Below are 26,773 nucleotides of genomic sequence, written 5' to 3'. Positions count from 1 at the left end.
ACTAAGGCTGAGCCCTCAGCGTACGGATGATGAACGCATGCAGGCTATTGACTGCCTTGGAACCGCGGGACGCCCGGCTACGCAGAATCGCAACCTCCATGGGCTCAATGCTGCCCAAACCGTGCTCGTCACCGAGTACCTGAAGCGAATCCTGCACGGTGCATTGGGTAATCGCGGCAATCGCGAGCCCGCCCTCGACGGCGGCCACCTGGCCGGCAAGGCTGGAGCTGTTGTACACCACCTTGAACTCGCGGCCTTGCTGGGTGAGTGCGTTCACCGCATACCGCCGGGCGAGGCTTGCGCTTTCGTAGACGGCGATGGGGATCGGGTCGCGCCGCCACAGTTCGAACTGCGGTGAACCTACCCATACCATGGGCTCCTTGAACAGGAATGTGCCGCTTTGGGGCGAGTCCCGAGACACCAGCGCCAGGTCAAGATCGCCGCTGCGCAACTGCGGGATCAGCGTGGTCGACTGTTCACAGGTCAGTTCGATTTCCACACCGGCGTAGCGCGGCGAATAGCGTTTGAGCAGCGGCGTGAGGTACCGGGCCGCGTAGTCTTCGGCAACGCCAAGGCGGATGCGCCCGGTCAGCTCTTCACCGTGAAACGCCGCCTGGGTCTCAGCGTGCAGGGCGAGCATGCGCCGGGCGTAGCTCAGCAGCGTCTGGCCATCGGCAGTCAGTTGCAGATGCCTCGGGCCGCGACTCAAGAGCTGTCGTCCAAGGGCGGCTTCGAGTTTCTTCATCTGCATGCTGACGGCGGACTGCGAGCGGTTGACCTCGTGGGCGGCGCCAGACAACGAGCCGGCATCCACCACGGCCACAAAGCATTTGAGCCAATCGAGTTGCAAATCGCTGGCGGGCATCGCGCTTACCTCTATTCGTTAATCGAATGGCTAAGGCCTGAATTATGCGCTTTTCATGGTCGCTTGTTCACCCGCAACATTCTGCCTTGAACCAACATCTTCTGGATCGGATCCATGCCCTTTGATACCTGGTTGCTTTACCTGGTTACCTGCTTCGGCATCTCGGTGGTGCCAGGGCCCAATGCGTTATTGGCGCTGACCCACGGTGCGCTTCACGGCAGCCGCAAAACGCTGTTCACCATCAGCGGCGGCGTGCTCGGTTTTGCGATTGTGCTGGCGCTGTGTGCGTTGGGGTTGGGTGCGCTGATCCAGGCATCGGCCAGTTTGTTCACGGCCTTGAAGGTGGCGGGTGGGCTGTACCTGATCTGGCTGGGCTTCGGGCTGTGGCGGGCGGCACCGGTCAGCCTTGAGGCGACCGGCACCACCAGCTCGCGGAGCTGGCCGCTGTTCCGCCAGGGGCTGGTATCGGCGATCTCGAACCCCAAGGCCTTGCTGCTGTTCACCGCGTTTATTCCACCGTTCCTGGACCCGCACCGGAGCATCGTTGCGCAGACGCTCACCATCGCCCTGACCTACGCCGTGGTGGAGTTCATCGTCGAGTACCTGGTGGCCAGCGCCGCGCACCGGGTACGGCCCTGGCTGGCGCGAACCGGGCGCCGATTCAATAAAGTCTGCGGCGGGTTTTTTGTGCTGTTCGGGTTGGCCCTGCCTATCCATGCCTGAGGGCACATCCCCGCGGCTTAGGGATGTTCGATCACCATCACCGCCGTGGTATCCGCCTCAAGTGCTTCGAACACATGGGGCGCATTCGCCAGGTAGCTGATGTAGTCGCCGGCGTGCAGCAGCACAGGCGCACCGGCCGGGCCGATATTCGCGCTGCCGCTGCACAGCAGCACGTGCTCGACGGTGCCGGCAGGGTGGGGCTGCGACAGGCGCGCGTCGCCCGGCTGTACCTTTAGCCGGTAGATATCGCGACGCACGCCCGTCGGGCAATCCGCAAGCAATGTGGCCGCGTAGTGGCCGGTTTCGGTATAGGTGGTCAGGCCCTCGTTGGCGCGAATTACCCGCAGGTGTTGCTGGGGTTGTTCGAAGAACCGGGTCACCTGCAAGCCCATCGCCGTGGCCAACGACCACAGGGTCTCGATGCTGGGGTTGCCGATGCCGGACTCCAGCTGGGACAAGGTCGACTTCGCCACGCCTGCGCGTTTTGCCAGTTCAGTCAATGAAAGCCCCGCAGCCTGGCGTTCACGCTTGATCGACAGGGCCAGCAGGTCGATTCGGCTTGGATTGAGATTGTTCGTTATGTCGGTCATTTGTTCTTCAAATCATCCATAAATGGGTTGACGCTTTGTCGCCGGGTGTTCAGCATAGCAATCATTCGTTCATTATAAAAACCGAGTGTCGAATGATCTGGTGCGTGTTCCACCTCTGCGACCATTGGCCGTGGCTGCTCTGGCGGGCGCTCTCCTACGACCTTGAAGGGTGGCGCAGCCTGCTGGTGGCGACGCAGTTGGCGCAGCAACATTGCCGGGGGCTATTCTGCGGGCCGCTATGATTCCTTTTCGCCATCCTTCGGGATCGGGCTATGATCGCCCAATCCGAACCAGACGCTCCCCAGACCTATGCCCGTTGACCTGCAAGCCCTCTATCCCAAACTGATCCACTTGATGCTGGATACGGTGTTCGTGGTCGACAGTGAAAACCAGATCGTGTTTGTGAGTGATGCCTGCGAAGCGCTGCTGGGGTACCGCGCCGAGGAGCTGACCGGCACCCTGATCACCCACTACATGCACCCTGAAGACCTGGCCCGCACCCGGGCGTCGATTGTGCGGGTCATGAATGGCAAGCCCCACGTCGACTTCCGCAACCGCTATATCCGCAAGGATGGCAGTGTGGTGCACATTCTGTGGGCGGCCTTCTGGTCCGAGGAAGTGGGGGCGCGGATCGGTGTTGCGCGGGACGTAACCGCCCTGACGCAGGCGGAAGAGGAGCTGCGTTTCCTCGCCCATCACGACCCGTTGACGGCCCTCACCAATCGCTCGCTGTTCAATGACCGGTTGGACGAGGCCCTGCAAGCCGCTCACCACCACAAAAGTCCTCTGGCCTTGCTGTTTCTGGACGTGAATGACTTCAAGGCCATCAATGATGTGTACGGGCATGCCGTGGGCGACCGCGTGCTTTGCGTGATTGCACGACGGTTGGAAGGGTGTGTGCGTGAGAGCGACCTGGTGGCCCGGATGGGCGGGGATGAATTCACCGTGCTGCTGACGGATATTCAGTCACCGGAAGCCGTGTCGGCCAAAGTGCAGCAGATAGTTGCGGTGATGACCCAGCCCCTGAGCGCTGAGTTTGGCGCGGTCAAGATGCCGTCCTGCAGTATCGGCGTAGCGTTTTACCCGGCGGATGGGGCAGATGCCGACAGCCTGCTCAGCCACGCGGATGGTGAGATGTACCGGGTTAAAAGGCAGCGGTTTGCAACCGATTAACGCTGCTGGAAAGCAATCTTCAGCCCCAATCCCATGAACAACGTCCCAATGATCTTTCCCTCCCAACGGCGCAGCCTTGAAAGGCCCACCATCCATTGGCTCAACGGACGAATCGCCAGCGAAATCAGCGTGGTGTACATCGCACTGAGCCCCGAGAAGATCAACCCCAACACCGCGAACTGCGCCAGGGAAGAACCCGATTCCGGGTGAATAAACTGCGGCAGGAAGGCCAGGAAGAAAATCGCGGTTTTCGGGTTCAGCACTTCGGCACCCACCGCCTGGAAATACGCCTGGGTCGAGGTCACGGTGGGCAGGTCTTTGCGCGTGGTGGCGCCAGGCTTGGCCATAAACGCACGTATGCCCAGGTAGATCAGGTAGCAGGCACCGACGATTTTGACCACGTTAAACGCCACGGCCGAGGTCATCAGGATGGCCGACAGGCCGAGCGCCGCGCACAGCGTATGGATCAGGTCGCCCGAGGCCACCCCCAGCCCGGTGGCAATCCCGACCTTGCGCCCACCCTGGAGGGTGCGGGTGATCACCAGCAGCACGGCTGGGCCGGGAATCAGGAAAAGGCCGATGACCACGGCGACATACGTCAGGATGGGGGCGAGTTCGAACATGCTGTGTTATCTCAATGCCGGATGCGTCCTACAGTAATCCTCATCCCGGGGATTAACGCAATACAGATGAACACCCGCCGGAACCGCCTGGCCTTTTACTTCGCGAACGCGTATGCGCCACCCTGTTCCAGCGCCTTGCGATACGCCGGCCGTTCCTGAAAGCGTTGCACCCACGCCGCCACATTCGGGTAGGCCTGCAGCTTGCCCTGAGCCCGGGCGATTTCGCCGATGAAGCTCATCTGGATATCCGCGCCGGTCAATTCGTCACCCACCAGGTACGGCGTGAGCCCCAGTGCGTTGTCCAGATAACCCAGGTAGTTCGCCACCTCGGATTCGATACGCGGATGCAACGGCGCACCCGCGTCACCCAGGCGCCCGACGTACAGGTTGAGCATCAGTGGCAGCATGGCCGAACCTTCGGCGAAGTGCAGCCATTGCACGTATTCGTCATAGGTGGCAGTGGCCGGATCCGGTTGCAGGCGGCCGTTACCATGGCGGCGAATCAGGTAGTCGATGATGGCGCCGGACTCGATCACCACGTGGGGACCGTCTTGAATCACCGGTGATTTGCCCAGGGCATTGATCGCCTTGAGTTCAGGGGGCGCGAGGTTGGTTTTCGGGTCGCGCTGGTAGCGCTTGAGCTCGTAGGGCAGGCCGAGTTCTTCGAGCAGCCACAGGATGCGTTGCGAACGGGAGTTGTTGAGGTGGTGGACGATGATCATGGTGGCTCCGCTGGGCGAGAATAGAGGCGTATAGGGACAGACCGCGGTGGCGCTGTGGAGTGCCGTGAATTAAATCTGCTTCGATAAAGGCATGAAAGATGGATAATCACGCCGGCAAGCACTGATTACACACCGGATAGAAAACATGAATCGTCAAAAAAAACTACAGCAGCTGTTCAAGGCCAAGGCCAAAAAGGCCAGCGCCAAATTGGCACCGGCCAAAAAGGATAAATACATCAGCAAAGCAGACCGATTGAAGCTGGCTGCCGAGTCCGGTGATGAGCCTGTTGTTACCTCTGAGAGCTGATCCAGAAGGCCTAAGCATTACCTGATAGGGAATCGACGGAAAAACCATGAACACTGCTCAACTCGCGATTCAGCACTACATACTCGCCAAGGACGGCAACCGCCCGCATTTGCTCAGCCGGGCGTTTGTTCCCGAGGCAATCCTGGACATGGTGGTGCGCACCGGGTCCATCTCGTTTCCGCCCCACGTCGAAGGGGTGGGCGGCATCGGCGATGTGCTGGTGAGGCGGTTCGGGCAGACCTTTGAAAACGTCTATACGTTTTGCCTGGGGCAGCCACCCGAAGCGGGGGCCAAAACCTATCAGTGCAAATGGCTGGTGGGGATGTCCGACAAAAACTCCGGCGAAGCCCGGGTTGGGTGTGGGGTGTATGAGTGGCAGTTCAGTGTTGAGTCGGGGCTTGTTGAAAAGCTCACCATCACTATCGAGCATATGAAGACGCTGCCCGCTGCGGATTTGGGGAGCGTCATGAAGTGGGTGTCAGGTCTGAGTTACCCATGGTGCAACTCGGAAGCAGCAGTGAGCGATGCTCCCGATATTGACGCGATGGGCGAGGTGATCCAGTACCTCACTGTCTGACGGCGACTCAATGCGCATCAACGGCACCAGCAACACGGCCACAACAAAACACACAGTGATGATCACGAGCGCGTCTTCGCTGCAGGCTTGGCGGCTGAAACGGGCTTGCCAGCCCTTGGATCAACGGGTTTTGAAGTGACAGCCAGCGCTGTTACCGGTTGTACGGTGAGTTCGACACCGATTGCGGTCATCAGCTTCCTTATGGTCTCAAATCGCGTTTTCGAGCCGGCTTTCAGCACCTTATAAAGGCTTTCACGATTGACCCCCGCATCCTTGGCGACCTTATTTACGCCTTTGGCTTTTGCGACCTCGGCCAACGCATGAATAAGGCCCTCGGTATCACCGGTTTTCAGACTTTCAGCCAAATAGGCCGCCATTGCTTCCGGGCTATCGAGAAAGCGCGAGGCTTCGTAATGAGTCGTACCCGTCGTGTCGAGGCTGAGGATTGGCATCTCCTCGGGATTGAATTTATCGCTCATATCATTTACCTCTCAGGCCAGCGAGTATTGCTTTAGCTTTTTGTATGCCCCGTTTTTGATCCGTTTTATCGCTCCCGCTGAGCATCAAGTACTCTGCGATTCCCGAGCGCACATAGTAAATTCTGTAGCCCGGGCCAACAAAAACACGCATTTCGCTCATCCCATCGCCAACCGATTCGCAATCACCAAAGTTGCCCGCTCCGGCACGATCCAGTCGGGTCAGAATTGCCGCTTTTCCCTGAATGTCCTTCATACGTTTAAGCCAGCTCTCGAACTCGGGTGTTTGGTGGATCTCGTATATTTTTTTCTTGTTGATCATAGTTCCATTTGTAGCTAGATGGCTACATCTTGTCGACGCGAGGTTGAGTACAGGTAAAGGGGTATTCAGCGCCTGGGCAACCTTAGAGAGGTGCCTCCCAGATGCACAAGCTGGCAAATTCCGACGCGACTGTAGGCAATGGAGCCGGGTGCTGTACTCACAGCCTCAAACGTTGTGACAAGTCCTCTCTAATGCGCATCCGCCGTCGGCTGCTTCGGCGGTTGCACCTTGCGCATCAACGGCACCAGCAACACGGCGACGACGAAGCACACCATGATCATCAGGAATGCGTCCGCATAGGTCAGCGTTTGCGCCTCGCGCCAGGTCAGCGCCCACAGCTGACTCAGCGCGAACTGGCTCGAATCCAGGCTGTTTTGCCCCAGCAACTGGGCATTCCCGGAAAGCTGGTCAAGCCACACATTCATCGATTCGTTCCGGATGTTCAGGTGTTCCGCCAAGCGCAAGAAGTGCAGGTTGGTGCGGTCATTGAGCACCGTGGCGCAGGCGGCGATGCCGATGGCGCCGCCGAGGTTGCGCATCAGGTTGAACAGGCCCGAGGCGAGCTTCAGGCGGTCGGGGGCCAGTGCGCCGAGGGTCAGGGTGACCACCGGCGGCACTGCCATTTGTTGAGCAAACCCGCGTATGGCCTGGGGCAGCAGCAGCTCCTTGGCGCCCCAGTCATGGGTGATGGGGGAGAAGTCCCACATCGACAGGGCGAACAGCGATAACCCGAACATCAGGATCCAGCGCAGGTCGAAACGATTGGCCAGCAAGGCGTACACCGGGATCGCCAGCAACTGGAACACCCCCGTGGAAAACACGGCCAGGCCGATATCCAGCGAGCCGTACCCGCGCACCCGCCCGAGAAACAGCGGCGTGAGGTAGATGGTGGCGAAAATGCCGATGCCGGTGATAAATGAAAACAGGCAGCCCAGGGCGAAGTTCCTGTCCCGAAGCGCGCGCAGGTCGACGATCGGCTCCTTGATCTCCAGGCAACGCCAGATAAACAGCCCGCCGCTGATGGCGGCTATCCAGGCAGTGGTCGAGATGGTGCTGTCGCTGAACCAGTTCCAGCGCGGGCCTTCTTCGAGGGTGTATTCCAGGCAGCCGAGAAACACCGCCATCAACGCCATGCCAATATAGTCGGCGCCCTTGAGCAATGACGGGTTGGGGCGGTCGACCTTGACCAGCATCGGCACCGCAAAGGTCACGAAGAGGCCGGGCAGCAGGTTGATGTAGAACAGCCAATGCCAGGAGGAGATGTCGGTGATCCAACCGCCCACGGCCGGGCCCAATGTGGGGGCCAGGGACGCGATGGCGCCGATGGTGGAGGCGGCGATCACCCGCTGCTTGCCGTTGAAGTACATGAACGCGGTGGTGAACACCAACGGAATCATCGAGCCCCCCAGGAACCCCTGCAAGGCGCGAAACGCGATCATGCTCTGGATGTTCCAGGCCATCGCGCACAGCAGGCTGGTCAAGGTGAACCCGGCCGCCGACGCCGCGAACAGCCAGCGCGTGCTCATCACCCGGGAGAGCCAGCCTGACATGGGGATCACGATGATTTCCGCGATCAGGTAGGCGGTCTGCACCCACGCCGTATCGTCCGCGCCGGCAGACAACCCGCCGCCGATGTCCTTGAGGGAGGCGGAGACGATCTGGATGTCGATCAAGGCGATGAACATGCCCACGCACATGGTGGCGAAGGCCGCGACCTTTTGTGCGGTGCTGAGGGCGGGCAACGGGCTGTTCATAGCTGGGCCTTGAGGGCGCTGGCCTGGTCCTCGAACGCCTCATCGGTGTTGACCTTCGCCATCACCGACAGGCCCGGGCGCAGGGCGCCGAAGTCGGCGTCATTGCTGTCGAGGCGCACGCGCACCGGCACTCGCTGCACGATCTTGGTGAAGTTGCCGGTGGCGTTTTCCGGCGGCAGCACACTGAATTGCGCCCCGGTGGCAGGGGCCAGGCTCTCGATGTGCCCGTGGAATTCACGGCCGGGGAGGATGTCGGCGCGGATGCTCACGCTTTGCCCGACCTGCAGGCGCCCCAATTGGTCTTCCTTGAAGTTGGCATCCACCCACAATCCTTTCGCGGGCACCACCGAGATCAGTTGGCTGCCGGCCGCGGCGTAGGCACCGACCCGGGCGCGGCGATTGCCCACGTAGCCGTCCACTGGGGCCCGCAGTTCGGTGTAGCTGATGTTCAACTGCGCCTGGTCGCGTTCGGCTTGGGCCTGTTGCAGCGCTGCGCGGGCCTGGTCGCGCTGGGTTTCAATCACGTCGATTTGCCGACGCGCCGCCATCAGCCCGGCTTGCGCTCGGGAGTGGTCGGCGCGGGCGGTCTTCCATACGGCGCTGACCCGCTGTGCGCTTTCGACCGATACGGCCTGGCTGCGCACCAGGTTCTGGTAACGCGTTTGATCGTCGCCGGCCCGTTGTGCTTCGGCATCGGTGGCGTCGATCTGCGCCTTGGCCTGGTTGATCACCGCCAGTTGCAGTTGTTCGGTGGCGTCGAGGTTGGCGAGCGAGGCCTGTTGCGCGGCCACGGCGCCGTCGGCCTTGGCCAGGGCCGTGCGGTAGTCGCGCACATCGATGCGCGCCAGCACGTCGCCGGCCCGTACGAACTGGTTGTCCTGCACCGTCACTTCGCTGATATAGCCCGGCACTTTGGCGCTGATCACCGTCACATCCGCCCCGACATAGGCGTCGTCGGTGTCTTCGATAAACCGGCTGACCAGCCACCAGTGACTGGCGTACCACACGCCGCCCGCCACGGCCAGGGTCAGCAGCCCCAGGCGTAAAACCTGTTTGCGCCGGGATGGTTGGGTGGGTTCGGGCACAGCGCTGACTGGAGCGTCCATGACGAAATGACCTCGTTGAGTATTAGTGGGGGAAGGGGCTGACCAACTGGTCTTTTTCGGCGTAGGCCCGGCCGGTTCGTGCGCGCCACAGGGTCAGCGGTTCGGCATCGGCGCTGACATGTACGCGGTGGCCCGCACGGGTGATGGGGTTGCCGGTGTTGGCATCCATCAACGCCAGCACCACCGGGCGCCCGGTGGCCTCATCGGCGAGAAACACCTTGGTCGAGCCCTCGGCATGCCGCGCGCCCCAGGCCATCAGCGTGAGGATGACCTGGCGCAAGTCCCGGCCCGCTTCGGTGAGGTGGTACTCATGGCGCGGCGGGTTGTCCTGGTACGGGCGCCGTTCCAGCAAGCCGCCGGCCACCAACGCATTCAGGCGGCGGGTCAGGGTGTTCGAGGCGATCCCGAGGCTCTGCAGGAACTCGTCGAAACGGCGCAGCCCGTAGAACGCATCACGCAGGATCAACAGGCTCCAACCATCACCGATGTGCTCCAGGGCACGGGCGACCGGGCAGGACATGGGTTGGAAGCTGGCTTTCTTCATGAGGGACTCCTGGAACTGTTGCTAAATATTACGCAAGTAATATTGCACAGTGGATTTCATAATGAAAGTCACTAGTTGAAATTTTTTGCAGCGATGGATGGCGGCCAGGCAGACGCAAAAAAGCCCCGGGATTCGGGGCTTTTCAGAGGGGAGGGTGTAGGGGGGCGTTTAAGCGCGGCTGTCTTTATGCCTGCGCCGGTTCCTGGCAGATACGTGAACCTGCGCGCCGCGAGCGCCAGCCAAGGCCTAGCACCATCAGCAAACCCAGGGCCGCCATGATCGCGCCAGCCAGCGAAATGGCCGGGTAGCCCAGCCCTGCGTTGATCACTGCTCCCCCCAGCGCCGCGCCAATGGCGTTACCGAAGTTGAACGCACCGATGTTCATCGCCGAGGCCAGGTTGGGTGCATCCTTGGCGGCTTCCATCACGCGCATCTGCAGGGGAGGTACCAGCGCAAAGCTGGCGGCGCCCCACAGCAGGATCGACAAGGCGGCGGGCAGCGGCCATTGCATGAGCACAGAGAAGGCCAGCAGCACGGCAATCAGGACCACGAGCGACGTTATCAGGGTGCGGTCCACCGAACGGTCCGCAGACTTGCCGCCCCAGACGTTGCCGAGGGTCAGGCCGATCCCGAACAGCACGAGCATTGCGGTGACGAAGTTGGTCGAGGCGTGGGTGACATCCCGCAGAATCGGCGCGATATAGGTAAACACCGTGAACATGGCGCTGGACCCCACCACGGTCAACGCCAGCGCTGCCAGTACCGGCCCGCGGCCCAGTACGCGGATTTCGGCCATCAGGCTTCCCCCTTTTGGAGCGGGCGTACTCGGTAGCGCCCACCACAGGGCCACCATCACGAACGCCCCGAGCCCGCTGATGCCCCAGAACGCCGTACGCCAGCCGAAGTTCTCGCCGAACCAGGTTGCCAGGGGCACGCCACCGATGGTCGCCAGGGTCAGCCCGAGGAACATCGCGGCGACGGCCCCCGCGCGTTTGTCGGGCGCCACCACACTCGCTGCCACGATGGAGCCGATGCCGAAGAATGCCCCGTGATTCAGCGATGTCACCAACCGGGCGACCATCAGGGTCTGGTAGTCGGTGGCCAGGGCGGACAGCAGATTACCCAGGGTGAAAATGGCCATCAGGCCCACCAGCAGATAACGGCGCGCCACCCTGGCTGTCGCGAGGGTCATGATCGGGGCGCCGATCAGCACGCCCATGGCATAGGCGCTGACCAGCAGCCCGGCGGCGGGAATGGAAACACCGAGGTCGGCGGCGATCCCGGGCAACATGCCCATGGGGGCAAACTCGGTGACCCCGATGCCGAAGGCGCCGATGGACAGTGCTACAAGGGGTGGGTTGATACGCATAGGTGACTCCTCATCTTTGTATCAAATGCTACAATCACGACTTTTCAGGCGGTAGCCCTCGGCGGGGCACTACAGCTTTGCGTGGAGATCACAAGTGGACATAGGCGGTCGGTCGGGGGAGATGGCGGTGTTCGCCATGGTCGCGGAGCAGGGCAGCCTCTCGGGGGCGGCTCGGGTGCTGGGCCTCACGCCGTCATCCATCAGCCGCATCATCACCCGCATCGAGGGGCGCATAGGCACCCGCCTGCTGCTGCGCACCACCCGGGCGATCACGCTCACGGCCGAAGGCGAAGCGTATTTGCGCGGCGCCCGGCGGATCCTGGCGGACATGGCCGAAGTCGAGGATGCGATCACCGACCAGGGCGCGCCACGGGGGCGGCTGAGGGTCAGCGCGGCGCTCGCACACGGGCGGCTGTCGATCGTGCCGCTGGTTGCCGCGTTCAGCGCGCGCTACCCGGCCATCGTGGTTGAGTTGCGGCTGGAGGATGAGGTGGTGGATATCCTGGGCGGGCAAGCGGACGTTGCAATCCGCTTCGGTCAATTGGCCGACAGCCCCTTGACCGCTCGCCTTATCGGCTCCATCGGCGAGGTCATAGTCGCTTCCCCGGACTACCTGGCGCGTCATGGCACACCGCAGGTGCCGCAGGATTTGCTCAACCACAACTGCCTGCGTTTCAACTTCCGCCGGGCAGCGCCCGACTGGCCGTTTCGCGTGGACGGGCGCGATTTTTCGCTGCAGGTGTCGGGTACGATCGAGGGTAACAGCGGGGAGGTATTGTCCCAGTTGGCCAAGCTGGGTGCCGGCATCGCGCGCATTGGCGCATTCAGCGTGGCAGATGACCTGGCCAGCGGTGATCTGGTGCCGTTGCTTGAAGCGTACAACCCCGGAGACCAGGAGCCGATTCACGCGGTGTTCGTCGGCGGCGCGGCGATGCCTGCGCGGGTCAGGGCATTTGTCGACTTTCTGGTGGAACACCACCCGGCGTGACCGCCACTGACACCACAGGCCGCTCCCCCCCTGACGCAATCCTCTTGAATACTTGCCTAATCCTGCGATCTTGCCCACCCCTGCATAGCGCCTTGATGAACCAGGGTCTAAAGTCATTCCCATCGCCCGCTAGACTAGTCAAACCACGCGCGCGCGAACCAGACGGGCCATCGATGCCCAGCGGCGAGGCCCCGTCTTGCCGTCTAAAAATACTAAAAAAAATGCAACACCAACCGATGATCAGCGGGTGAGCCATGGAATTACGAATTAACCAGCAGACCCACCAAGTCGACGCCGAACCCGACACGCCCCTGCTCTGGGTCATCCGCGACAACCTGGACATGACCGGCACCAAATACGGCTGCGGCCTGGCGCAATGCGGTGCGTGTTCGGTGCTTGTGGACGGCAATGTCGTGCGTTCCTGCGTCACGCCCGTTTCCGGCGTGGTCGGCCGCGAAATCACCACCATCGAAGCCATCGAGTCCGATGACGTCGGCAAGCGGGTCGTTGCCACCTGGGTCGAATACCAGGTCGCCCAATGCGGCTACTGCCAATCCGGCCAGGTAATGGCGGCCACCGCGCTGCTCAAGCACACGCCCAAGCCCAGTGATGCGCAGATCGAGGCCGCCATGGTCAACCTCTGTCGCTGTGGCACCTATAACGCCATTCATGCCGCCGTGCATGACCTTGCGCAGAAGGGAGAGGCCTGATGAACATTCGCATTGATCCCACTGCGCTGCCCTTGGTCGCGGCGCTGACTGACCCGGTGAACCTGTCCCGCCGTCGTTTCCTGGCCAGTACGGCCGTGGGCGCGCTGGTGATTGGTTTTGGCCTGCCGCTGGGGTCTGGCCGAGTGCAGGCGGCCACCGCTGCGGCCACGGCCGAACGCGGTACGCAGGTGCCGGCCTTCCTGGAGATTCGCCCGGACAACACGATTCGTTTGCTCAGCCCGTTTATCGAAGGCGGCCAGGGCACGTTCACCGCGATGGCGCAGATTGTCGGCGAGGAGTTGGACGCCGACCCGGCCACGTTCCTGGTTGAGTGTGCCCCGCCCGGTGAAGCCTTTGTGGTGATGGAGAACGGCATGCGCATCACTGGCGGCAGTATGTCGGTGCGGATGAGTTACCCCACGATGCGCCGGCTGGGTGCGCTGGCCCGGGCGATGTTGCTGGAGGCCGGGGCGCAGGCGCTGAAGGTACCGGTGAGCGAGCTGTCGACCGAGCCGGGCAAGGTCGTACACGCGGCGTCCGGGCGTTCCCTTGCGTATGGCGAATTGGCCGGGCGGGCGATGGACCTGCCGGTACCGGATGTGGCCAGTGTGAAGCTGCGCGACCCAAGCCAGTTCCGTTGGATCGGCAAGCCGGTGAAGCGTCTCGATGCGTATGACAAGTCCACCGGCAAGGCGCTGTACAGCATAGATATGAAGGTCGACGGCATGCTCCATGCCGCCGTGCAGCATGCGCCCCGGCTCGGCATGACCGTGGGCAGCCTGCGCAACGAAGACCAGGTCAAGGCCATGCCGGGCGTGCATTCGGTGCATCGCCTGCCCGGTGCGGTGGCGGTGGTGGCCGAGCGTTGGTGGCATGCCAAGCGTGCGGTGGAGTCGATTCAGGTCGACTGGCTGGAGCCGACGGCTGATTCCAAGGTGCGCGGGATGCCGAAGGACTTTTCCAGCGACGAGCATTTCAAGCGCCTGGCCGCAGAAACCGGCCCGGCCCGTGATGATGAGAACGAGGGCGACGTGGCCGGCACGCTGGCCAATGCCAAGACCAAGGTCGAGGCCACTTACCACAACCAGTACCTGCACCATGCCCAGTTGGAGCCGCCTTCGGCGCTGGCGCGCTTCAACCCTGACGGTTCGCTGGAGATCTGGCTGCCGAATCAGGCGCAGGACATGTTCCTGGCCGATATCGCCAAGCGCACCGGCCTGGCCCCGGAGCGGATTACCCTGCATTCGCCGTTGTTGGGTGGTTTTTTCGGGCGGCACTTCCTGTATGACTCGGCCAGTCCTTACCCGCAGGCCATCGAGTTGGCCAAGGCGGTGGGGCGCCCGGTGAAGTTGATCTGGAGCCGCGAAGAAGAATTCCTGCGGGATGTGCTGCGCCCGGTCGCAGCGGTGAATTTCCGTGGGGCGCTGGACAGCGACGGCTGGCCGGTGGCGATTGAAGCGGTGAGCGCCACGGAGGGACCGACCGAGGCCCTGGCGGGCAAGCAGGGCGAGAAGCTCGACCCGACGGCCCTTGAGGGACTGTCCGGCAAGTCCTATGCGATTCCCAACAAGCGTATCGCGCAGATCTATGTGAAGGGCCCGGTGATGCTGGGCTACTGGCGTTCGGTGGGCAATTCGCTGAATGACTTTTTCTACGAATCCTTCCTGGATGAACTGGCCGACAAGGGTGGCAAGGACCCGTTCGAGTTGCGCCTGCATCTGTTGCGGGATAACCAGCGGCTGACCACCCTGCTGAAGGCGGTGGGCGAGTTGTCGGGTGGCTGGAAACGTGGGCCGTTTGTTGCCGAGGACGGCAGCAAGCGCGCACGCGGGGTGGCGATGGCGTCACCGTTCGGCACCCAGACGGCGGTGATTGCCGAGGTGTCGATCGAGAACGGCCAGGTCAAGGTGCACGACATCTGGCAGGCAATCGACCCGGGCAGCATCGTCAACCCGGCGATTGTCGAGGCGCAGGTGAATGGGGCAGTGTCGCTGGGCTTGTCCCAGGTGCTGTTGGAGGAAGCGGTGTATGTGGACGGCTTGCCTCGGGCGCGTAACTACGATTTGTACCCGGTGCTGCCGCCTTCGCGGATGGCCCGGGTGCACGTGCGCGTGATCGAGAGCGGGGAAAAAATGGGCGGTATTGGCGAACCGCCGCTGCCCGCCGTGGCGCCTGCCGTGGCCAACGCCGTCGCGGCGTTGACCGGGCAGCGCGTTCGCAGCATGCCGTTAAGCCGCCACTCCTTCACCTGACCGGGGCCTGAGCACTTATGAACAACCGTCGATTCGCAAGAACCGTTGGCTGGCTGGCGCTGCCGTGCCTGGTCGCCGCAGGCCTGCTGGCCTGGTATGTCACCCGCGAGCCTGTCTCGCCGCTGGGGGCCGAGCCCGTCGCCACGGACCCGGCGCTGGTCGCCCGAGGCGAGTATGTCGCCCGGCTCAGCGACTGTGTGGCGTGCCACAGCGTGCCCAACGGCAAGCCCTTTGCCGGTGGCCTGGAAATGGCCACGCCGCTGGGGGCGATCCACGCCACCAACGTCACGCCAGACCCGGAAACCGGTATTGGCAGCTACAGCCTCGCCGACTTCGACCGCGCGGTGCGCCAGGGTGTCGCGCCGGGTGGGCGCCGCCTGTATCCGGCGATGCCGTATCCGTCCTATGCCAAGCTCAGCGATGATGATGTGCGCGCCCTGTACGCGTTCTTCATGAAGGGCGTGGCGCCGGTGCAGCAGGCCAATATCAAGAGTTCGATCCCGTGGCCATTGAATATGCGATGGCCGATCGCGCTGTGGAATGGCGTGTTTACCGACAGCAAGCCGTATGTCGCGAAGGCCGGGAAGGATGAACTGTGGAACCGGGGCGCCTACATCGTGCAGGGCCCGGGGCATTGCGGCAGTTGCCATACGCCACGGGGCCTGGCCTTCAACGAGAAGGCACTGGATGAAAGTGGCAAGCCGTACCTGGCCGGTGGCTTGCTCGACGGCTGGTACGCACCGAGCCTGCGGGATGATCCCAACACCGGCCTGGGGCGCTGGAGCGAGCCGGAAGTGGTGCAGTTCCTCAAGACCGGTCGCAACAAACATGCGGTGGTTTATGGCTCGATGACCGAGGCGTTCAACAACTCCACGCAGTTCATGAGCGACGATGACCTGGCGGCGATTGCACGCTATCTGCGGTCATTGCCGGGCGACGAGCAGCGCGACGGTGCGGCCTGGCAGTATCAGGCGGTGTCGGCTGCGCAACGCCTGGATGCGCCGGGTGCGCATACCTATGTGACCCGCTGCGCCTCGTGCCACGGGCTGGAAGGCAAAGGGCAACCGGACTGGATGCCGCCGCTGGCCGGCGCCACCTCCGCACTGGCCAAGGAGGACGCCTCGGCGATCAACATCACCCTCAATGGCTCGCAGCGCGTAGTGGCGGCCAACGTGGCGGACGCTTATCGCATGCCGGCGTTCCGTGAGCAGTTGTCGGACCAGGAGATTGCTGAAGTGCTGACGTTTGTGCGCGGCACTTGGGGCAATCAGGGTGGGGCGGTGGATGCCAAGGCGGTGGGCAAGTTGCGTGAGCACACGGGCCCGGCGAGCAGTAGCCCGATCATTCTGCAAATGCGCTGAGGGAAATGCGCCTTGTGAGGGAGGCGCTTTGTGTAGGAACTGCTTTATGTGGGAGCGGGCTTGCTCGCGAAAGCGGTGGGTCAGTGAAGAACTTGCTGACTGACACACCGCCTTCGCGAGCAAGCCCGCTCCCACATGTTTAACCGCGTTTCGGCAGTTTCCAGTTGGGTCGGATGAAGTGGCAGGTGTAGCCATTCGGAATCCGCTCCAGGTAATCCTGATGCTCCGGCTCCGCCTCCCAGAACGGCCCCGCCGGTTCGATCTCGGTGACGACACGGCCCGGCCACAGTTTTGAGGCGTCGACGTCGGCGGCGGTGTCTTCAGCGATGTCGCGTTGCTGTTCGCTCAGGTAATAAATCGCCGAACGGTAGCTGGGGCCCAGGTCGTTGCCCTGGCGGTTGGGCGTGCTGGGGTCGTGGATCTGAAAAAAGAACTCGAGGATCTGCCGGTAAGTGATCACCGTCGGGTCGAAGACGATCTCGATGGCTTCGGCATGGTTGCCGTGGTTGCGATACGTGGCATTCGGCACATCGCCGCCGGTGTAGCCGACCCGCGTGTGCAGCACGCCGGGGTAGCGGCGCAGCAGGTCTTGCATGCCCCAGAAGCAGCCGCCGGCGAGCAGGGCGGTTTCGGTCGGGTTGGTCATGGTCTGTGCTTCCCCTTGTTGGATACCTCGCTAGTTATGGGGGCAGGTTGGACGATTCCAAGGTCGAGGGGCGCGCCTTCGATCGGCTTCGTCCGCGTTGCCCGCAGCGCCATCAACAGCGCCAACACGGGTGCCAGGGTAAACAGCGCGAACAGCCAGCGCGCGGCATGGGCGATGCCGCCATTGCCGGCCACTTCATTGATGCCCGCCATGTTCGAGATCACCCCCGCCAGCGCGGCGCCCATGGCCATGGCGAACAGTTGCAGGGTGGTGATCGACGAAGCGGCCGTGTCCTTGTCCTGTTCTGAAGCCACTTGCAGGATGCGCGTCAGCAGGTGCGGCCAACCCAGGCCGATGCCGAACCCCACCAGGAACAGCCCCAGGCAGATAGGGGCCAGCAATGTCCATTCGCCCTGGCTGGCGATGGGCGTAGTGATCGCCAGCATCATCAAGCCCGCCACGATAAACAGCGGCCCCGCGATGATGGCGCGATGTGGACCGCGGCCGGTCCAGCCGGAGCTGATGATTTCCGAGACCGTCCAGCCGGCCGCCATCAGCGCGGCCATGTAACCGGCGATCAGCGGCGACTGGCCATGCAAGTGCTGCAGAAAGTACGGCATGAAGATCTCGCTGCTCATGCCGATCACCAACAGGCAGGTGGTCGCATAAAGCGCGCAGAGCGGGGTGCTGAACTTCAATGCATCCCGGGGCAAAAGACGCACGGTGGCGCTGGACTCCTTGCGGATCAACAGCACCACCAGCACGACGCAGGTGGCGATACCCAACAGGTTCCAGCTCGGCAGCGCCGAGACGCTGCCGGCACACACCGCCAGCACCGCGCCCGCCAGCAGCACCAGTTGCGGCACCGGCAAGCGGGTGGTAGCGGCCGCCGTGGTGTCGCGTGGGGGCAGGGCGCGGCTGGTGAGTACCATGTACGCCAGGCTCACCGGCACCATCGAGCCGAAGGCCAGGCGCCACGCGTCCATCTCGGCAAACACACCACCCACCGCCGGCCCGACGAGCGTCGCCACGCCCCACATCCCCGACACCAGTGCCATTGCGCGCGGCCACAGGCGCTCTTCGAACACCAGTTGGATCATCGAGTAACACAGGGCCAGCAAGACCCCGCCGCCCAACCCCTGGATGGAGCGCCCCGCGAGCATCACCGGCATGTTCGGCGCCAGGGCACAGATCAGCACGCCTACCATGAACACCAGTGTGGCCAGCGCATACGCCAGCCGTGGACCGGTGCGTTGCAACAGCTTGGAGGTGAGGGCGGAACCGAGGATCGAGGCCACCACGTACAGTGTGGTGCTCCACGCATAAAGCGCCAGGCCGCCGATTTCGGCCACCACCGACGGCAGGATGGTGGTGGCGATATAGGTGTTGGTGGCATACAGCGCGATGCCGCCTGAAAGGGCAATGGAGCGCGTGGCGTTCTTGCCGCTAAGCAACTCGCCCCAACTGCTGTCTTGGGTTTGCATCAACGATTCCTTGTAATGCGTTCGCGGTATGGAAGCCGGCGAAGGGCATAAGCGTCAGGCTTGAGGTAATTAACCAAGCAATTGCTTTTAATATTGCGTTGAGGCGAATTATTTTGCAAGGAATGACTTGTCAGGTGGCTGAGTCGCTATGGCAGTCGAGGCGGAGCGTGAGACGCGCGGTTTCCCACGGCCGGCAGCACTTCACACCATCAGTTTCCGGCTGAACTTGGTTTCCATCACGATATGCGAAGCGGTGTGCGCCACCCCTTTGATCATGTTGATCCTGATGAGCTCGGCATTGAGTTCGCTCAGGGTGGCGGTGGCCAGGTGAATGATGAAATCGGACTCTCCCGAGACCGCGTAAACGGCCTGCACCGCTTCCATCCTGCGCAGCGAGGTCATCACATCGGTGTAGCTCTTGTTGGTGCAGGAGGTCATGGTAAAGCAGGTCACCGTCTGCTGAAGCCGGTCCTGGTCGATGCGCACGCTGTAGCCGGTGATGACGCCGGCCTTTTCCAGGCGGGTAATCCGCTCCTGCACCGCAGAGCGCGAGACCCCGAGCTTGCGGGCCAATGACGCGGTGGGTTCGCGTGCGTTGGCTTGCAGCAGGCCAAGCAATTGCCTGTCCTTGTCGGTGAGGTTAAACAGTGGACCGGGATTCTGCGTATCCATGGACACGTCCTTGACCCTCGCTGGGGTTCAGTTTTTATGAGTCGCCCTGTGTTGCGAGCGCTTTTCCTGAAACATATCCATCATTTTCAGGCCGGCGTAAACCGTTTGTGCGGCCGCCGGGCCCAGGGGGCCGCCATTCCATTCCAGGCCGTAGGCATCGAACAGGCGGTAGCGATCGGTTTCGCCGCAGATCGCCTCGGCGATGACGCGTGCGCCGATCGGCGCGGTGTTCATACCATGGCCACCAAATGATGTACACGCCCACAATCCCTGCCCCAGCGGGCCAATGTGCGGCATCTTGTGCCGCGCATAACCCATCAACCCGGACCAGGCCTTGTCGATCCTGATGCCGCGCAATTGCGGATAAACGTCGAGGATATCCTGCGTCAGCAATTGCCCCAGGCGTTTCTCATCCTGCAGGTTGCGCGTGGTAATGCGGCCGCCCCAGAGCAGGCGGTCGCCCTCGACGATGCGGTAATAGTCCGAGGCCCGGCGGTTATCGCCCACGGCATCGGAGGTACAGACCGCCTCGGCCAGGCGATCGCCCAGGTGCTCGGTCAGCACTGCATAGGTCGCGATCGGCAGGAAGGCGCGGCGTAATTTGCCGAACTCAGGCCCCCCATAGCCGCCGCAGCAGTACACCACGTGGGCACAATCGACAGTGCCCTGATCGGTGATGACCCGGTGTCGCCCGTTGCGGCTTTCGACGGCGGTCATGGGCGAGCGTTCATGGATTTTGCCACCACTTTGCTCGATCAGTCGGGCCAGGCCGAGGCAATAGTTCAAGGGGTGGAAGTGAAAGCCATGGTTGTCGCGCAGCGCCTGGAAATACCGCTCGGTCTTGAGCTTTTCGCGCACCGCCTGGCGATCCAGGTAGTCGAGGTGAAAGTCGAAATCCGCGGCCATTTTGTCCCGCACGCGCTGCAGGTTGTCGCCATCTTCGTAGCGCACCACACTCAGTTTCCCCGGGGTTGGCGTGCAGCCGGGCAACTGATGACCGGCGATCATGCCGCGAACAATTTCGACGCCCTCAAGCGACAGTTTGAACAGCGCGGCGGCCGTCGGTTTGCCGCAGCGTCGCTCGATGGCGGCCAACCCTTCGGACCAGCCCTGGAGCACGAAGCCACCGTTGCGCCCCGACGCTCCCCAGGCCACGCGACCGGCATCCAGCAGCACCACCGACTGCCCGCGGGAGACCAGCTCCCACGCCGTGCTCAGCCCCGCCAGCCCGGCGCCGATCACGCACACATCGGCCTGGGCGTTGCCACACAGCGCCTGGCGTTCAGTCGTGTCGCGCATCGTGGCGGTGTAGTAATTGTTGTTATAGGTGTACATGAAGTCGGTCGTCCTTTTTTCGCGGCGCAGGCATACAGCGCGCCGCGTCGGGGACGGGGCGCCTGTACGGCCTGTGGGGGTTTTTACTGCACCTGGGTGAGGTCGGCGCCGTACCATTTCTCTGACAATTGCTTGAGCGTGCCATCGGCTTTCATGTCGGCGACGATCTTGGTCAGCGCGCTGTTGAACGCCTCATCGCCTTTGTCCACGGCGATGGCCAGGGGTTCGTAGTAGGCGGGTTTGCCTTCCACCCTGACGATGGGGTAGCCATTCTTGACGGCGGCGACGATGGTGGGCAGGGCGGACAGGGTTGCGTTCAGCCGCACCCCGTCTCCCATGCGCAGGTCATCCAGCGGGCCCATGCTGTCGCCGTACGTGCGAACCTCGCCGGGGGTGACTTCGTAAGTGAACGGCGGCACGTCGGCGGCGTCGATCTTGAGGCGGCGGTTGATATAGTCCTCCGAAGTCGTACCGGCTTCGACGCCGATGATCTTGCCGTTCAGGTCCGCCACTTTGGTCTCGGCCGCGTCCTTGTGCACCGCGAATACATACGGGGTGTAGTAGTAGATCGCGGGGAAGTCGAGCACCCGGGTGCGCTCGGTGGTAGGCGTCATGGAGCCGACCGACAGGTCCCAGCGGCTCGACCAGCGCCCGGCGGTGATGATCCCGTATTCGGGCGTCACGAAGTCGACTTTGCTGCCCAGGCGTTTGCCGATTTCGCTGGCGACGTCGATATCGAAGCCTTGCAGCTTATTGTCCGGGCCCAGGAACGATTGCGGTGGCCAGTTGGCCGAGGTGGCCACCTTGATCACCTTGGTTTCATGGATGCGGTCGAGGGTCGAGCCCGCCCAGGCCGCGCCTGTGAGGCTGGTGAGGGCGGTGGCGACAGCGGCTGCGGTGAAGAAGCGAGTGAACGAGATCATGGGTAAGCCTCCAGTATCTTGAGTGCGGTGCCTGTTGTTTTTATCGGTGACTTCGCAAGGTTCGACGGTGCTGCTCAGTGGCTGAGAATCTGCGACAGGAATTCCCGGGCACGCTCGTGCTGCGGGTTGTCAAAAAACTCGGTGGGTTTGGCTTGCTCGATGATGCAGCCCTGGTCCATGAAGATGATCCGGTCGGCCACCCGCCGGGCGAATCCCATCTCGTGGGTGACGCAGACCATGGTGATGCCGTCCTGGGCCAGTTCGCCCATCACGTCCAGCACTTCCTTGACCATCTCGGGGTCAAGGGCCGACGTGGGCTCGTCGAACAGCATGATGCGCGGGCGCATGCACAAGGCCCGGGCAATGGCGACGCGCTGCTGCTGGCCGCCCGAGAGCTGGCTGGGGTATTTGTCGGCCTGGTTCCCGATGCGCACCCGATCCAGGTATTCATAGGCCAGTTCGCGGGCCTGGGGCTCGCTGAGCTTGCTCACCAGACGCGGTCCCACCATGAGGTTCTCCAGCACCGTCATGTGCGGGAACAGGTTGAACTGCTGGAACACCATGCCGACCTGGCGCCGTATGCCCGCCACGCAGGCGGCATCACGGGTCAACTCGGTGCCCTCGATGAACACGTGGCCTTTCTGGAAGTCTTCCAGCAGGTTCAGGCAGCGAATCAACGTGGACTTGCCGGAGCCCGACGGCCCGCAGACCACCACGATTTCACCGCTGGCAATGTGCAGGTCGATGCCCTTGAGCACATAAAAATCGCCATACCATTTATGCATGTCCTGGATCGATATTGCAGGGTATGGAGCAGGGACTATTGAGGGCTGATTCATCGTCATGCTCCTGGTTCAGCGATGGGCGCGGTTGAAGTGCTTTTCCAGGCGGGCCTGGACGGTTTCCAGCACGATCGACAGCAGCCAATACAGCACGGCGGCGGTGATCAGCATTTCCAGGTGCCGGAACTCGGCGCGTCCCTGGGTTCGTGCCAGGAACATCAGCTCCCAGACGCCGATCACCGACACCAGCGAACTGTCCTTGAGCATCGAGATGAACTGGTTGCCCGTTGGCGGAATGATCAGGCGCATGGACTGCGGGAGAATCACCCGGGTCATCGTCTGGAACGGGTTCAGGCCAATCGCCCGCGAGGCTTCCCACTGGCCCCGCGAGATGCTGCTGATACCGGCGCGGAAGATCTCCGTCATGTAGGCGCCATAACACAGCGAGAGCGCCAGGATCCCGGCTGGAACCGCGCCGACGACATAGCCCAGTTGAGGGATGCCCAGGTAAATCAGATAGATCTGGATCAGCAGCGGAACGCCGCGGAAAAACGAGGTGTAGAAGCTCGCAATCGCAATCGCGAAGCCGTTGGAAGACAAGCGCGCGGTGGCGCCCAGCAGCGCCAGGACGAACGCAATCGCAATCGAAATCGCCGACACGTAGACGGTCGTGAACACCCCCTGGGTGATCATGAAGCCGATTTTGGTCGCGATGAAACTGTAGGAAAGGTTGAAGGTGTCGAAGAACAACAGGAACAGCACCAGCAACTCGCACCAGACCGTGATGATCTGCGCGCGCAAGGGAAAGCGGCCAAGGATGAACAGGTTCAGCACCACCGTCAGGGTGAACGTGCCGCCCACTGCAATATCTCGTGCCAGTGGTGCCTTCAGGTCGAGAACGATGGGGCCCATCAAGTGGGAGAGGCGGCCTTCACCGACGCCGCAGGCGAGCGTGATGATGAAAATCACCACGGCCACCGCGCCCATGAATACCGCGCTGTCCGTTATGCGGGTCTTGACGATATGGTCTCTGTACATGGCTTACACGCCCCGGGGTGAGCCCCTTTATTGTTGTAAGCCCATTATGGGTTGACGAAATGCCGGGCGGCACCCTGCGGATTGTTGGGATTTGCGGTTTTTATGAGCGTATGAGGGGAGGGGAGCCGTACATATGCCGGACGGAGTCATCAGGCTTTCGCCAGCAATCATTTCGCGCCAGACTCATGGGCATTCATCGCCCCAAGGTAGCCACCATGATTTCCCATGTGTTTTTAGGTACAGGTGATTTTGATCGGGCTTTTGCTTTCTATTCGAAGGTGATGGCTGAGTTGGGCCTCAGGTTGAAATTTTGCGATGCGGATAAACCGTGGGCCGGTTGGGTGGCTGAAACCGAACCTCGCCCGATCTTCGTCATTGGGGCGCCATTTGATGGCAAACCGAGTGCACCTGGGAATGGGCAGATGGTGGGGCTTCTTGCACCCAGTCGGGAAGCGGTTAGAAGAAGTTATACAGCGGCGTTGGCGCTCGGCGGGATATGTGAAGGAGAGCCTGGATTAAGGCCTCACTACCACCCCGATTATTACGGCGCGTATTTTCGAGATACTGATGGCAACAAGCTGTGCGTGTGCTGCCATGATCCACAAGCAAATTACCCTCGGTGAGGGTGAGTTGAACGAGCAAAAGCTGAGGCTGGGAACGCTGAACAGGGCTGAGGGCGTTGGGGCGGGTTTGGAACTGGGATTGAGGTAGTGATCCATGGCGCGCTGGGCGGCCTGGTGGAGTTTTGGATCGGAAGTTCCCGGAGGATTAGGGGTAACCTTGAACATTGTCTGGATGCTCCATTTTGGCCCCCGCCTTATCGCTACTAAACGAAAGGTGGCAGCTGTGTGCAGGTTAGTAGAGCGGATATTCCAGACAAAACCGGCGCGCCCGAGGGCGCCCTGCACACAGCCACCATTAAGCACAGACAAAGACGTCTGACAGATGATGCTTATGCACATTGCCTAGAATACTTCGGGCTACTAAACCCGATCACTGAGGTTTCAGCGACCGAGCAACCTTAGAGCCCCATACCCAAGCGCACAAGCCGGCGGATTCTGACGCAACTGTAGGCAATGGAGCAAGGCACCTCACGGCTTGCTATAGGCCATGTACTCATTCTGCAAGACAATATGGTCGGCCACGTACTTCGCATCATGCCAAACCCCGTAGATAAACGAAGACGCGCGGTTCACCAGGTTCGGCAAACCCAAAAAGTAAATTCCGCTTTCCGCCGAAATCCCGCGCTTATGGAAAGGCTCACCTTTCTCGTCGAACGCATTCACTTTCAACCAACTGAAATCAAAACTGAAACCCGTGGCCCACAGAATCGTGGTCACACCAGCCTCAGCCAAATCCAGGCTCAGGATCGGATTCACCAGGCACTCCGGGTCAGCCAACAATTCCCACGCTTCCGACTCCGGCTCAAACGGCAGGCCGTTCTGCTCGATATAGGCGTCGGCATCCCGCAGCACATCAAAGTAGGCACGGTCACCTTCAGCCACGTTAGCCGCCAGGCCGGGCTCAAACTCCATCACGCCTTCATTCCACGACCGAGTAACACCCACCAGCGTAATGCCCATGTGCGCCAGGCGGCGGAAGTCGACGGTCTTGCCGCCTTCATAGCCACTGACGGCAAACGCCACATGCTTCTTCTTCGGCTGGATTTTGACCTCGTCCCACAAGCCCAGCGCGCCCAGCCACCAGCAGTAATCACGGCCACGATACGAGCGAGGAGGGCGATAGTGTTCGCCCACCGAGAGGTACACGGTCTTGCCGGCCTTTTGCAGTTCCTCGGCAATTTGTGAACCCGATGCGCCAGCGCCCACCACCAACACAGCACCCTCGGCCAACTGGCCGGGATTCTTGTAGGCCGAGGAGTGCAGCTGTTGAACCGTGGCGTGTGCGGGCACCAGATTCGGAATGGACGGACGTTGAAACGGGCCTGTCGCCGCAACAACGTTGGTGGCCTCGATCACACCCGCCGAGGTGGTCACCTTGAACCCGGGGCGACCCACGTGGCGTTCCACTTGCTGCACTTCAACCCCGGTGCGCACCGGAGCCTTCAGCATGTTCACGTACTCTTCAAAGTAGGCCGCCATGCGCTCTTTCGGCGGGAAGCTCTCGGGGGAAATGCCTTCGAATTTCATGCCGGGAAAACGGTCGTGCCAGGCCGGGCCGTTGGCGACCAGCGAGTCCCAGCGCTCGGACCGCCAGCGCTCGGCGATGCGGTTACGCTCCAGCACGATGTGCGGCACGCCCATGAGTGACAGATGCTCGCTCATGGCGACCCCCGCCTGGCCTGCGCCCACCACCAGGGTGTTGATCTTTTCAACTGACATGTGAGCTTCCTAAAGATAAGCGACCATCGACCGGTATCAGTGTGATCAAGCAACCGCCAGCCGGAAATTATGCTTTTTGAACGTAGAGGTTAGGCAAAACCAAAGCCCTTCAATCGGCCTCCAGCAGCTCGGCCACCGCCGTCAGGGCCAGGCGGTAGCCCAGCGCGCCGAGGCCTGCGATCACGCCGGTGGCGGCTTTGGACACATAGGAGTGATGACGGAAAGCCTCGCGCTTCCAGATGTTGCTCATGTGCGCTTCGATGATCGGGCCGTCGAACGCCAGCAGCGCATCGAGAATCGGCACCGAGCTGTAGGTCAGGCCGGCGGCGTTGATGATCACCGCGTCGGCGTTGAGCCGGGCCTCCTGAATCCAGTCCACCAGCACCCCTTCATGGTTGCTCTGGCGAAAATCCAGGGTCAGGCCCAGTTCGATAGCGTGGCGCTGGCAGCACGCTTCGATGCTGGCGAAGCTTTCGCTGCCGTAGGTGCCGTTCTTGTCCAGACCGTACAGGTTGGCGTTGGGGCCGTTGAGGAAATACACAGTGCGGGGCATGGCAAGCTCCAGGTGGCTCATGGTTGCTGGTTGGGGTTCCAGTCATCCGGCACCACCGCAATCACATCGATCTCCATCAACCACTCCGGCTGGCCCAGACCCGAAATCACCAGGCCGGTGGAGATCGGGAACACGCCCTTGAGCCATTTGCCGACCTCCTGGTACACCGGTTCGCGGTAGCGCGGGTCGATCAGGTAGGTGGTGGTCTTCACGATGTGCGACAAATCGGAACCGGCTTCCTCCAGCAGTTGCTTGACGTTTTTCATTGCCTGTTCGGCTTGCGCGCGCGGGTCGCCGAGGCCGATCAGGTTGCCGTCGAAGTCCGTGCCGATCTGGCCACGTACATAAATGGTATTGCCGGCGCGCACGGCCTGGCACAGGTCGTTGTCCAGCGCCTGGTTGGGGTAGGTCTGCTTGGTGTTGAACATGCGGATACGGGTATGGGTGGGCATTGCTGGCAACTCATGAGGCGCGGAATAAATCCAGCTTCACATTGGCCTCGCCCGCGCGAAACCAGCATTTGCGCGAGGTAATGC

General features: G+C 62.0%; 29 protein-coding genes. 9 read left to right on the top strand and 20 right to left on the bottom strand.

Annotated features, from left to right (window positions below; translation table 11 throughout):
* Nucleotide 1: 1 nt before the first annotated feature.
* Nucleotides 2-865 carry a LysR family transcriptional regulator gene (locus tag HX814_RS13620; protein WP_102368769.1) on the bottom strand — a complete coding sequence of 288 codons (864 nt, stop codon included), beginning with the start codon at nucleotides 863-865 and terminating at the stop codon, nucleotides 2-4.
* A 114-nt stretch (nucleotides 866-979) separates the two neighbouring features.
* Between HX814_RS13620 and HX814_RS13615 the strand changes: the two genes are divergently transcribed.
* On the top strand, nucleotides 980-1,588 hold the full coding sequence (locus tag HX814_RS13615; protein ID WP_003215589.1) for a LysE family translocator: 609 nt from the start codon (nucleotides 980-982) through the stop codon (nucleotides 1,586-1,588).
* Nucleotides 1,589-1,605: 17 nt separating this feature from the next.
* On the opposite strand, the gene HX814_RS13610 is transcribed toward HX814_RS13615, so the two are convergent.
* Nucleotides 1,606-2,178, bottom strand: a complete 573-nt coding sequence (locus HX814_RS13610) for a helix-turn-helix domain-containing protein (RefSeq protein ID WP_177008665.1) — start codon at nucleotides 2,176-2,178, stop codon at nucleotides 1,606-1,608.
* A 309-nt stretch (nucleotides 2,179-2,487) separates the two neighbouring features.
* On the opposite strand from HX814_RS13610, the gene HX814_RS13605 reads away from it, so the two are divergent.
* Nucleotides 2,488-3,351: a sensor domain-containing diguanylate cyclase gene (locus tag HX814_RS13605; protein WP_087694680.1), complete on the top strand. Its 864-nt coding sequence runs from the start codon at nucleotides 2,488-2,490 to the stop codon at nucleotides 3,349-3,351.
* Here HX814_RS13605 and HX814_RS13600 read toward each other — a convergent pair.
* Both HX814_RS13600 and HX814_RS13595 read right to left on the bottom strand, forming a co-directional pair.
* A complete protein-coding gene (locus HX814_RS13600) occupies nucleotides 3,348-3,974 on the bottom strand; it encodes a LysE family translocator (RefSeq protein ID WP_003215595.1) in 627 nt (208 codons plus the stop codon). The two genes, HX814_RS13605 and HX814_RS13600, sit on opposite strands and share 4 nt — an antisense overlap.
* 95 nt (nucleotides 3,975-4,069) lie before the next feature.
* The gene (locus tag HX814_RS13595; RefSeq protein ID WP_102368774.1) at nucleotides 4,070-4,696 is read right to left on the bottom strand and encodes a glutathione S-transferase family protein; all 627 of its coding nucleotides are present in this window, start codon (nucleotides 4,694-4,696) and stop codon (nucleotides 4,070-4,072) included.
* Nucleotides 4,697-4,841: 145 nt separating this feature from the next.
* Here HX814_RS13595 and HX814_RS13590 point away from each other — a divergent pair, with 145 nt between their 5' ends.
* Both HX814_RS13590 and HX814_RS13585 read left to right on the top strand, forming a co-directional pair.
* Nucleotides 4,842-5,003 (top strand): DUF2986 domain-containing protein, encoded by a 162-nt coding sequence (locus HX814_RS13590; RefSeq protein WP_008434728.1) that lies wholly within the window; start codon nucleotides 4,842-4,844, stop codon nucleotides 5,001-5,003.
* A gap of 46 nt (nucleotides 5,004-5,049) precedes the next feature.
* Entirely contained in the window at nucleotides 5,050-5,580 is a 531-nt protein-coding gene (locus HX814_RS13585) for a hypothetical protein (protein ID WP_102605919.1), read from the top strand.
* A 62-nt stretch (nucleotides 5,581-5,642) separates the two neighbouring features.
* Here the strand turns inward: HX814_RS13585 and HX814_RS13580 are convergent, their stop codons facing one another.
* The 6 genes from HX814_RS13580 to HX814_RS13555 form a co-directional block, all read right to left on the bottom strand.
* Nucleotides 5,643-6,059, bottom strand: coding sequence for an addiction module antidote protein (locus HX814_RS13580; protein WP_008434724.1), 417 nt, complete (start codon nucleotides 6,057-6,059; stop codon nucleotides 5,643-5,645).
* Nucleotide 6,060: 1 nt separating this feature from the next.
* Entirely contained in the window at nucleotides 6,061-6,378 is a 318-nt protein-coding gene (locus HX814_RS13575; RefSeq protein WP_177008664.1) for a type II toxin-antitoxin system RelE/ParE family toxin, read from the bottom strand.
* Between the two features lie 188 nt (nucleotides 6,379-6,566).
* Nucleotides 6,567-8,132, bottom strand: coding sequence for a DHA2 family efflux MFS transporter permease subunit (locus HX814_RS13570; RefSeq protein WP_134326310.1), 1,566 nt, complete (start codon nucleotides 8,130-8,132; stop codon nucleotides 6,567-6,569).
* Nucleotides 8,129-9,238 carry an HlyD family secretion protein gene (locus HX814_RS13565; RefSeq protein WP_087694676.1) on the bottom strand — a complete coding sequence of 370 codons (1,110 nt, stop codon included), beginning with the start codon at nucleotides 9,236-9,238 and terminating at the stop codon, nucleotides 8,129-8,131. Before HX814_RS13565 ends, HX814_RS13570 begins: the two co-directional genes overlap by 4 nt.
* Nucleotides 9,239-9,260: 22 nt before the next feature.
* Nucleotides 9,261-9,782, bottom strand: a complete 522-nt coding sequence (locus HX814_RS13560) for a helix-turn-helix domain-containing protein (protein ID WP_102368778.1) — start codon at nucleotides 9,780-9,782, stop codon at nucleotides 9,261-9,263.
* A gap of 184 nt (nucleotides 9,783-9,966) precedes the next feature.
* The gene (locus HX814_RS13555) at nucleotides 9,967-11,151 is read right to left on the bottom strand and encodes an MFS transporter (RefSeq protein WP_177008663.1); all 1,185 of its coding nucleotides are present in this window, start codon (nucleotides 11,149-11,151) and stop codon (nucleotides 9,967-9,969) included.
* 94 nt (nucleotides 11,152-11,245) lie between these two features.
* Here HX814_RS13555 and HX814_RS13550 point away from each other — a divergent pair, with 94 nt between their 5' ends.
* The 4 genes from HX814_RS13550 (at nucleotide 11,246) to HX814_RS13535 (ending at nucleotide 16,462) form a co-directional block, all read left to right on the top strand.
* The gene (locus HX814_RS13550; protein WP_023658741.1) at nucleotides 11,246-12,139 is read left to right on the top strand and encodes a LysR family transcriptional regulator; all 894 of its coding nucleotides are present in this window, start codon (nucleotides 11,246-11,248) and stop codon (nucleotides 12,137-12,139) included.
* Nucleotides 12,140-12,393: 254 nt separating this feature from the next.
* Nucleotides 12,394-12,849: a (2Fe-2S)-binding protein gene (locus HX814_RS13545; protein WP_008434715.1), complete on the top strand. Its 456-nt coding sequence runs from the start codon at nucleotides 12,394-12,396 to the stop codon at nucleotides 12,847-12,849.
* The gene (locus HX814_RS13540; RefSeq protein WP_177008662.1) at nucleotides 12,849-15,101 is read left to right on the top strand and encodes a molybdopterin cofactor-binding domain-containing protein; all 2,253 of its coding nucleotides are present in this window, start codon (nucleotides 12,849-12,851) and stop codon (nucleotides 15,099-15,101) included. The genes HX814_RS13545 and HX814_RS13540 overlap by 1 nt, the downstream gene beginning before the upstream one ends.
* 17 nt (nucleotides 15,102-15,118) lie before the next feature.
* Nucleotides 15,119-16,462, top strand: a complete 1,344-nt coding sequence (locus tag HX814_RS13535; RefSeq protein WP_003215611.1) for a cytochrome c — start codon at nucleotides 15,119-15,121, stop codon at nucleotides 16,460-16,462.
* A gap of 139 nt (nucleotides 16,463-16,601) precedes the next feature.
* Here the strand turns inward: HX814_RS13535 and msrA are convergent, their stop codons facing one another.
* The 7 genes from msrA to HX814_RS13500 form a co-directional block, all read right to left on the bottom strand.
* Nucleotides 16,602-17,108: a peptide-methionine (S)-S-oxide reductase MsrA gene (gene msrA, locus HX814_RS13530; RefSeq protein WP_003215613.1), complete on the bottom strand. Its 507-nt coding sequence runs from the start codon at nucleotides 17,106-17,108 to the stop codon at nucleotides 16,602-16,604.
* On the bottom strand, nucleotides 17,105-18,592 hold the full coding sequence (locus tag HX814_RS13525) for an MFS transporter (RefSeq protein WP_177008661.1): 1,488 nt from the start codon (nucleotides 18,590-18,592) through the stop codon (nucleotides 17,105-17,107). The genes msrA and HX814_RS13525 overlap by 4 nt, the downstream gene beginning before the upstream one ends.
* 201 nt (nucleotides 18,593-18,793) lie before the next feature.
* Nucleotides 18,794-19,264, bottom strand: coding sequence for an Lrp/AsnC family transcriptional regulator (locus HX814_RS13520; RefSeq protein WP_003215617.1), 471 nt, complete (start codon nucleotides 19,262-19,264; stop codon nucleotides 18,794-18,796).
* A gap of 27 nt (nucleotides 19,265-19,291) precedes the next feature.
* Nucleotides 19,292-20,599 carry an FAD-binding oxidoreductase gene (locus HX814_RS13515; protein ID WP_177008660.1) on the bottom strand — a complete coding sequence of 436 codons (1,308 nt, stop codon included), beginning with the start codon at nucleotides 20,597-20,599 and terminating at the stop codon, nucleotides 19,292-19,294.
* Between the two features lie 83 nt (nucleotides 20,600-20,682).
* Nucleotides 20,683-21,522, bottom strand: coding sequence for a transporter substrate-binding domain-containing protein (locus tag HX814_RS13510; RefSeq protein ID WP_003215621.1), 840 nt, complete (start codon nucleotides 21,520-21,522; stop codon nucleotides 20,683-20,685).
* Between the two features lie 74 nt (nucleotides 21,523-21,596).
* Nucleotides 21,597-22,361: an amino acid ABC transporter ATP-binding protein gene (locus HX814_RS13505; protein WP_023658742.1), complete on the bottom strand. Its 765-nt coding sequence runs from the start codon at nucleotides 22,359-22,361 to the stop codon at nucleotides 21,597-21,599.
* A 15-nt stretch (nucleotides 22,362-22,376) separates the two neighbouring features.
* Nucleotides 22,377-23,342: an amino acid ABC transporter permease gene (locus tag HX814_RS13500; protein WP_177008659.1), complete on the bottom strand. Its 966-nt coding sequence runs from the start codon at nucleotides 23,340-23,342 to the stop codon at nucleotides 22,377-22,379.
* A 215-nt stretch (nucleotides 23,343-23,557) separates the two neighbouring features.
* Here HX814_RS13500 and HX814_RS13495 point away from each other — a divergent pair, with 215 nt between their 5' ends.
* On the top strand, nucleotides 23,558-23,965 hold the full coding sequence (locus tag HX814_RS13495; protein WP_102368782.1) for a VOC family protein: 408 nt from the start codon (nucleotides 23,558-23,560) through the stop codon (nucleotides 23,963-23,965).
* 468 nt (nucleotides 23,966-24,433) lie between these two features.
* Here the strand turns inward: HX814_RS13495 and HX814_RS13490 are convergent, their stop codons facing one another.
* From HX814_RS13490 to HX814_RS13480, 3 genes are all read right to left on the bottom strand, one after another.
* Nucleotides 24,434-25,684, bottom strand: a complete 1,251-nt coding sequence (locus HX814_RS13490) for an NAD(P)/FAD-dependent oxidoreductase (RefSeq protein WP_008434698.1) — start codon at nucleotides 25,682-25,684, stop codon at nucleotides 24,434-24,436.
* Between the two features lie 109 nt (nucleotides 25,685-25,793).
* A complete protein-coding gene (locus tag HX814_RS13485; protein WP_023658744.1) occupies nucleotides 25,794-26,237 on the bottom strand; it encodes a type II 3-dehydroquinate dehydratase in 444 nt (147 codons plus the stop codon).
* Nucleotides 26,238-26,254: 17 nt separating this feature from the next.
* On the bottom strand, nucleotides 26,255-26,689 hold the full coding sequence (locus HX814_RS13480; protein ID WP_003215629.1) for a RidA family protein: 435 nt from the start codon (nucleotides 26,687-26,689) through the stop codon (nucleotides 26,255-26,257).
* Nucleotides 26,690-26,773: the final 84 nt, after the last annotated feature.

It is taken from the genome of Pseudomonas sp. C8002 (genome assembly GCF_013385765.1).
In the GTDB taxonomy this organism is placed as follows: Bacteria; Pseudomonadota; Gammaproteobacteria; order Pseudomonadales; family Pseudomonadaceae; genus Aquipseudomonas.
Note: the sequence above shows the minus strand (reverse complement) of the source record. Positions and strands in the feature narration are given on the sequence as shown.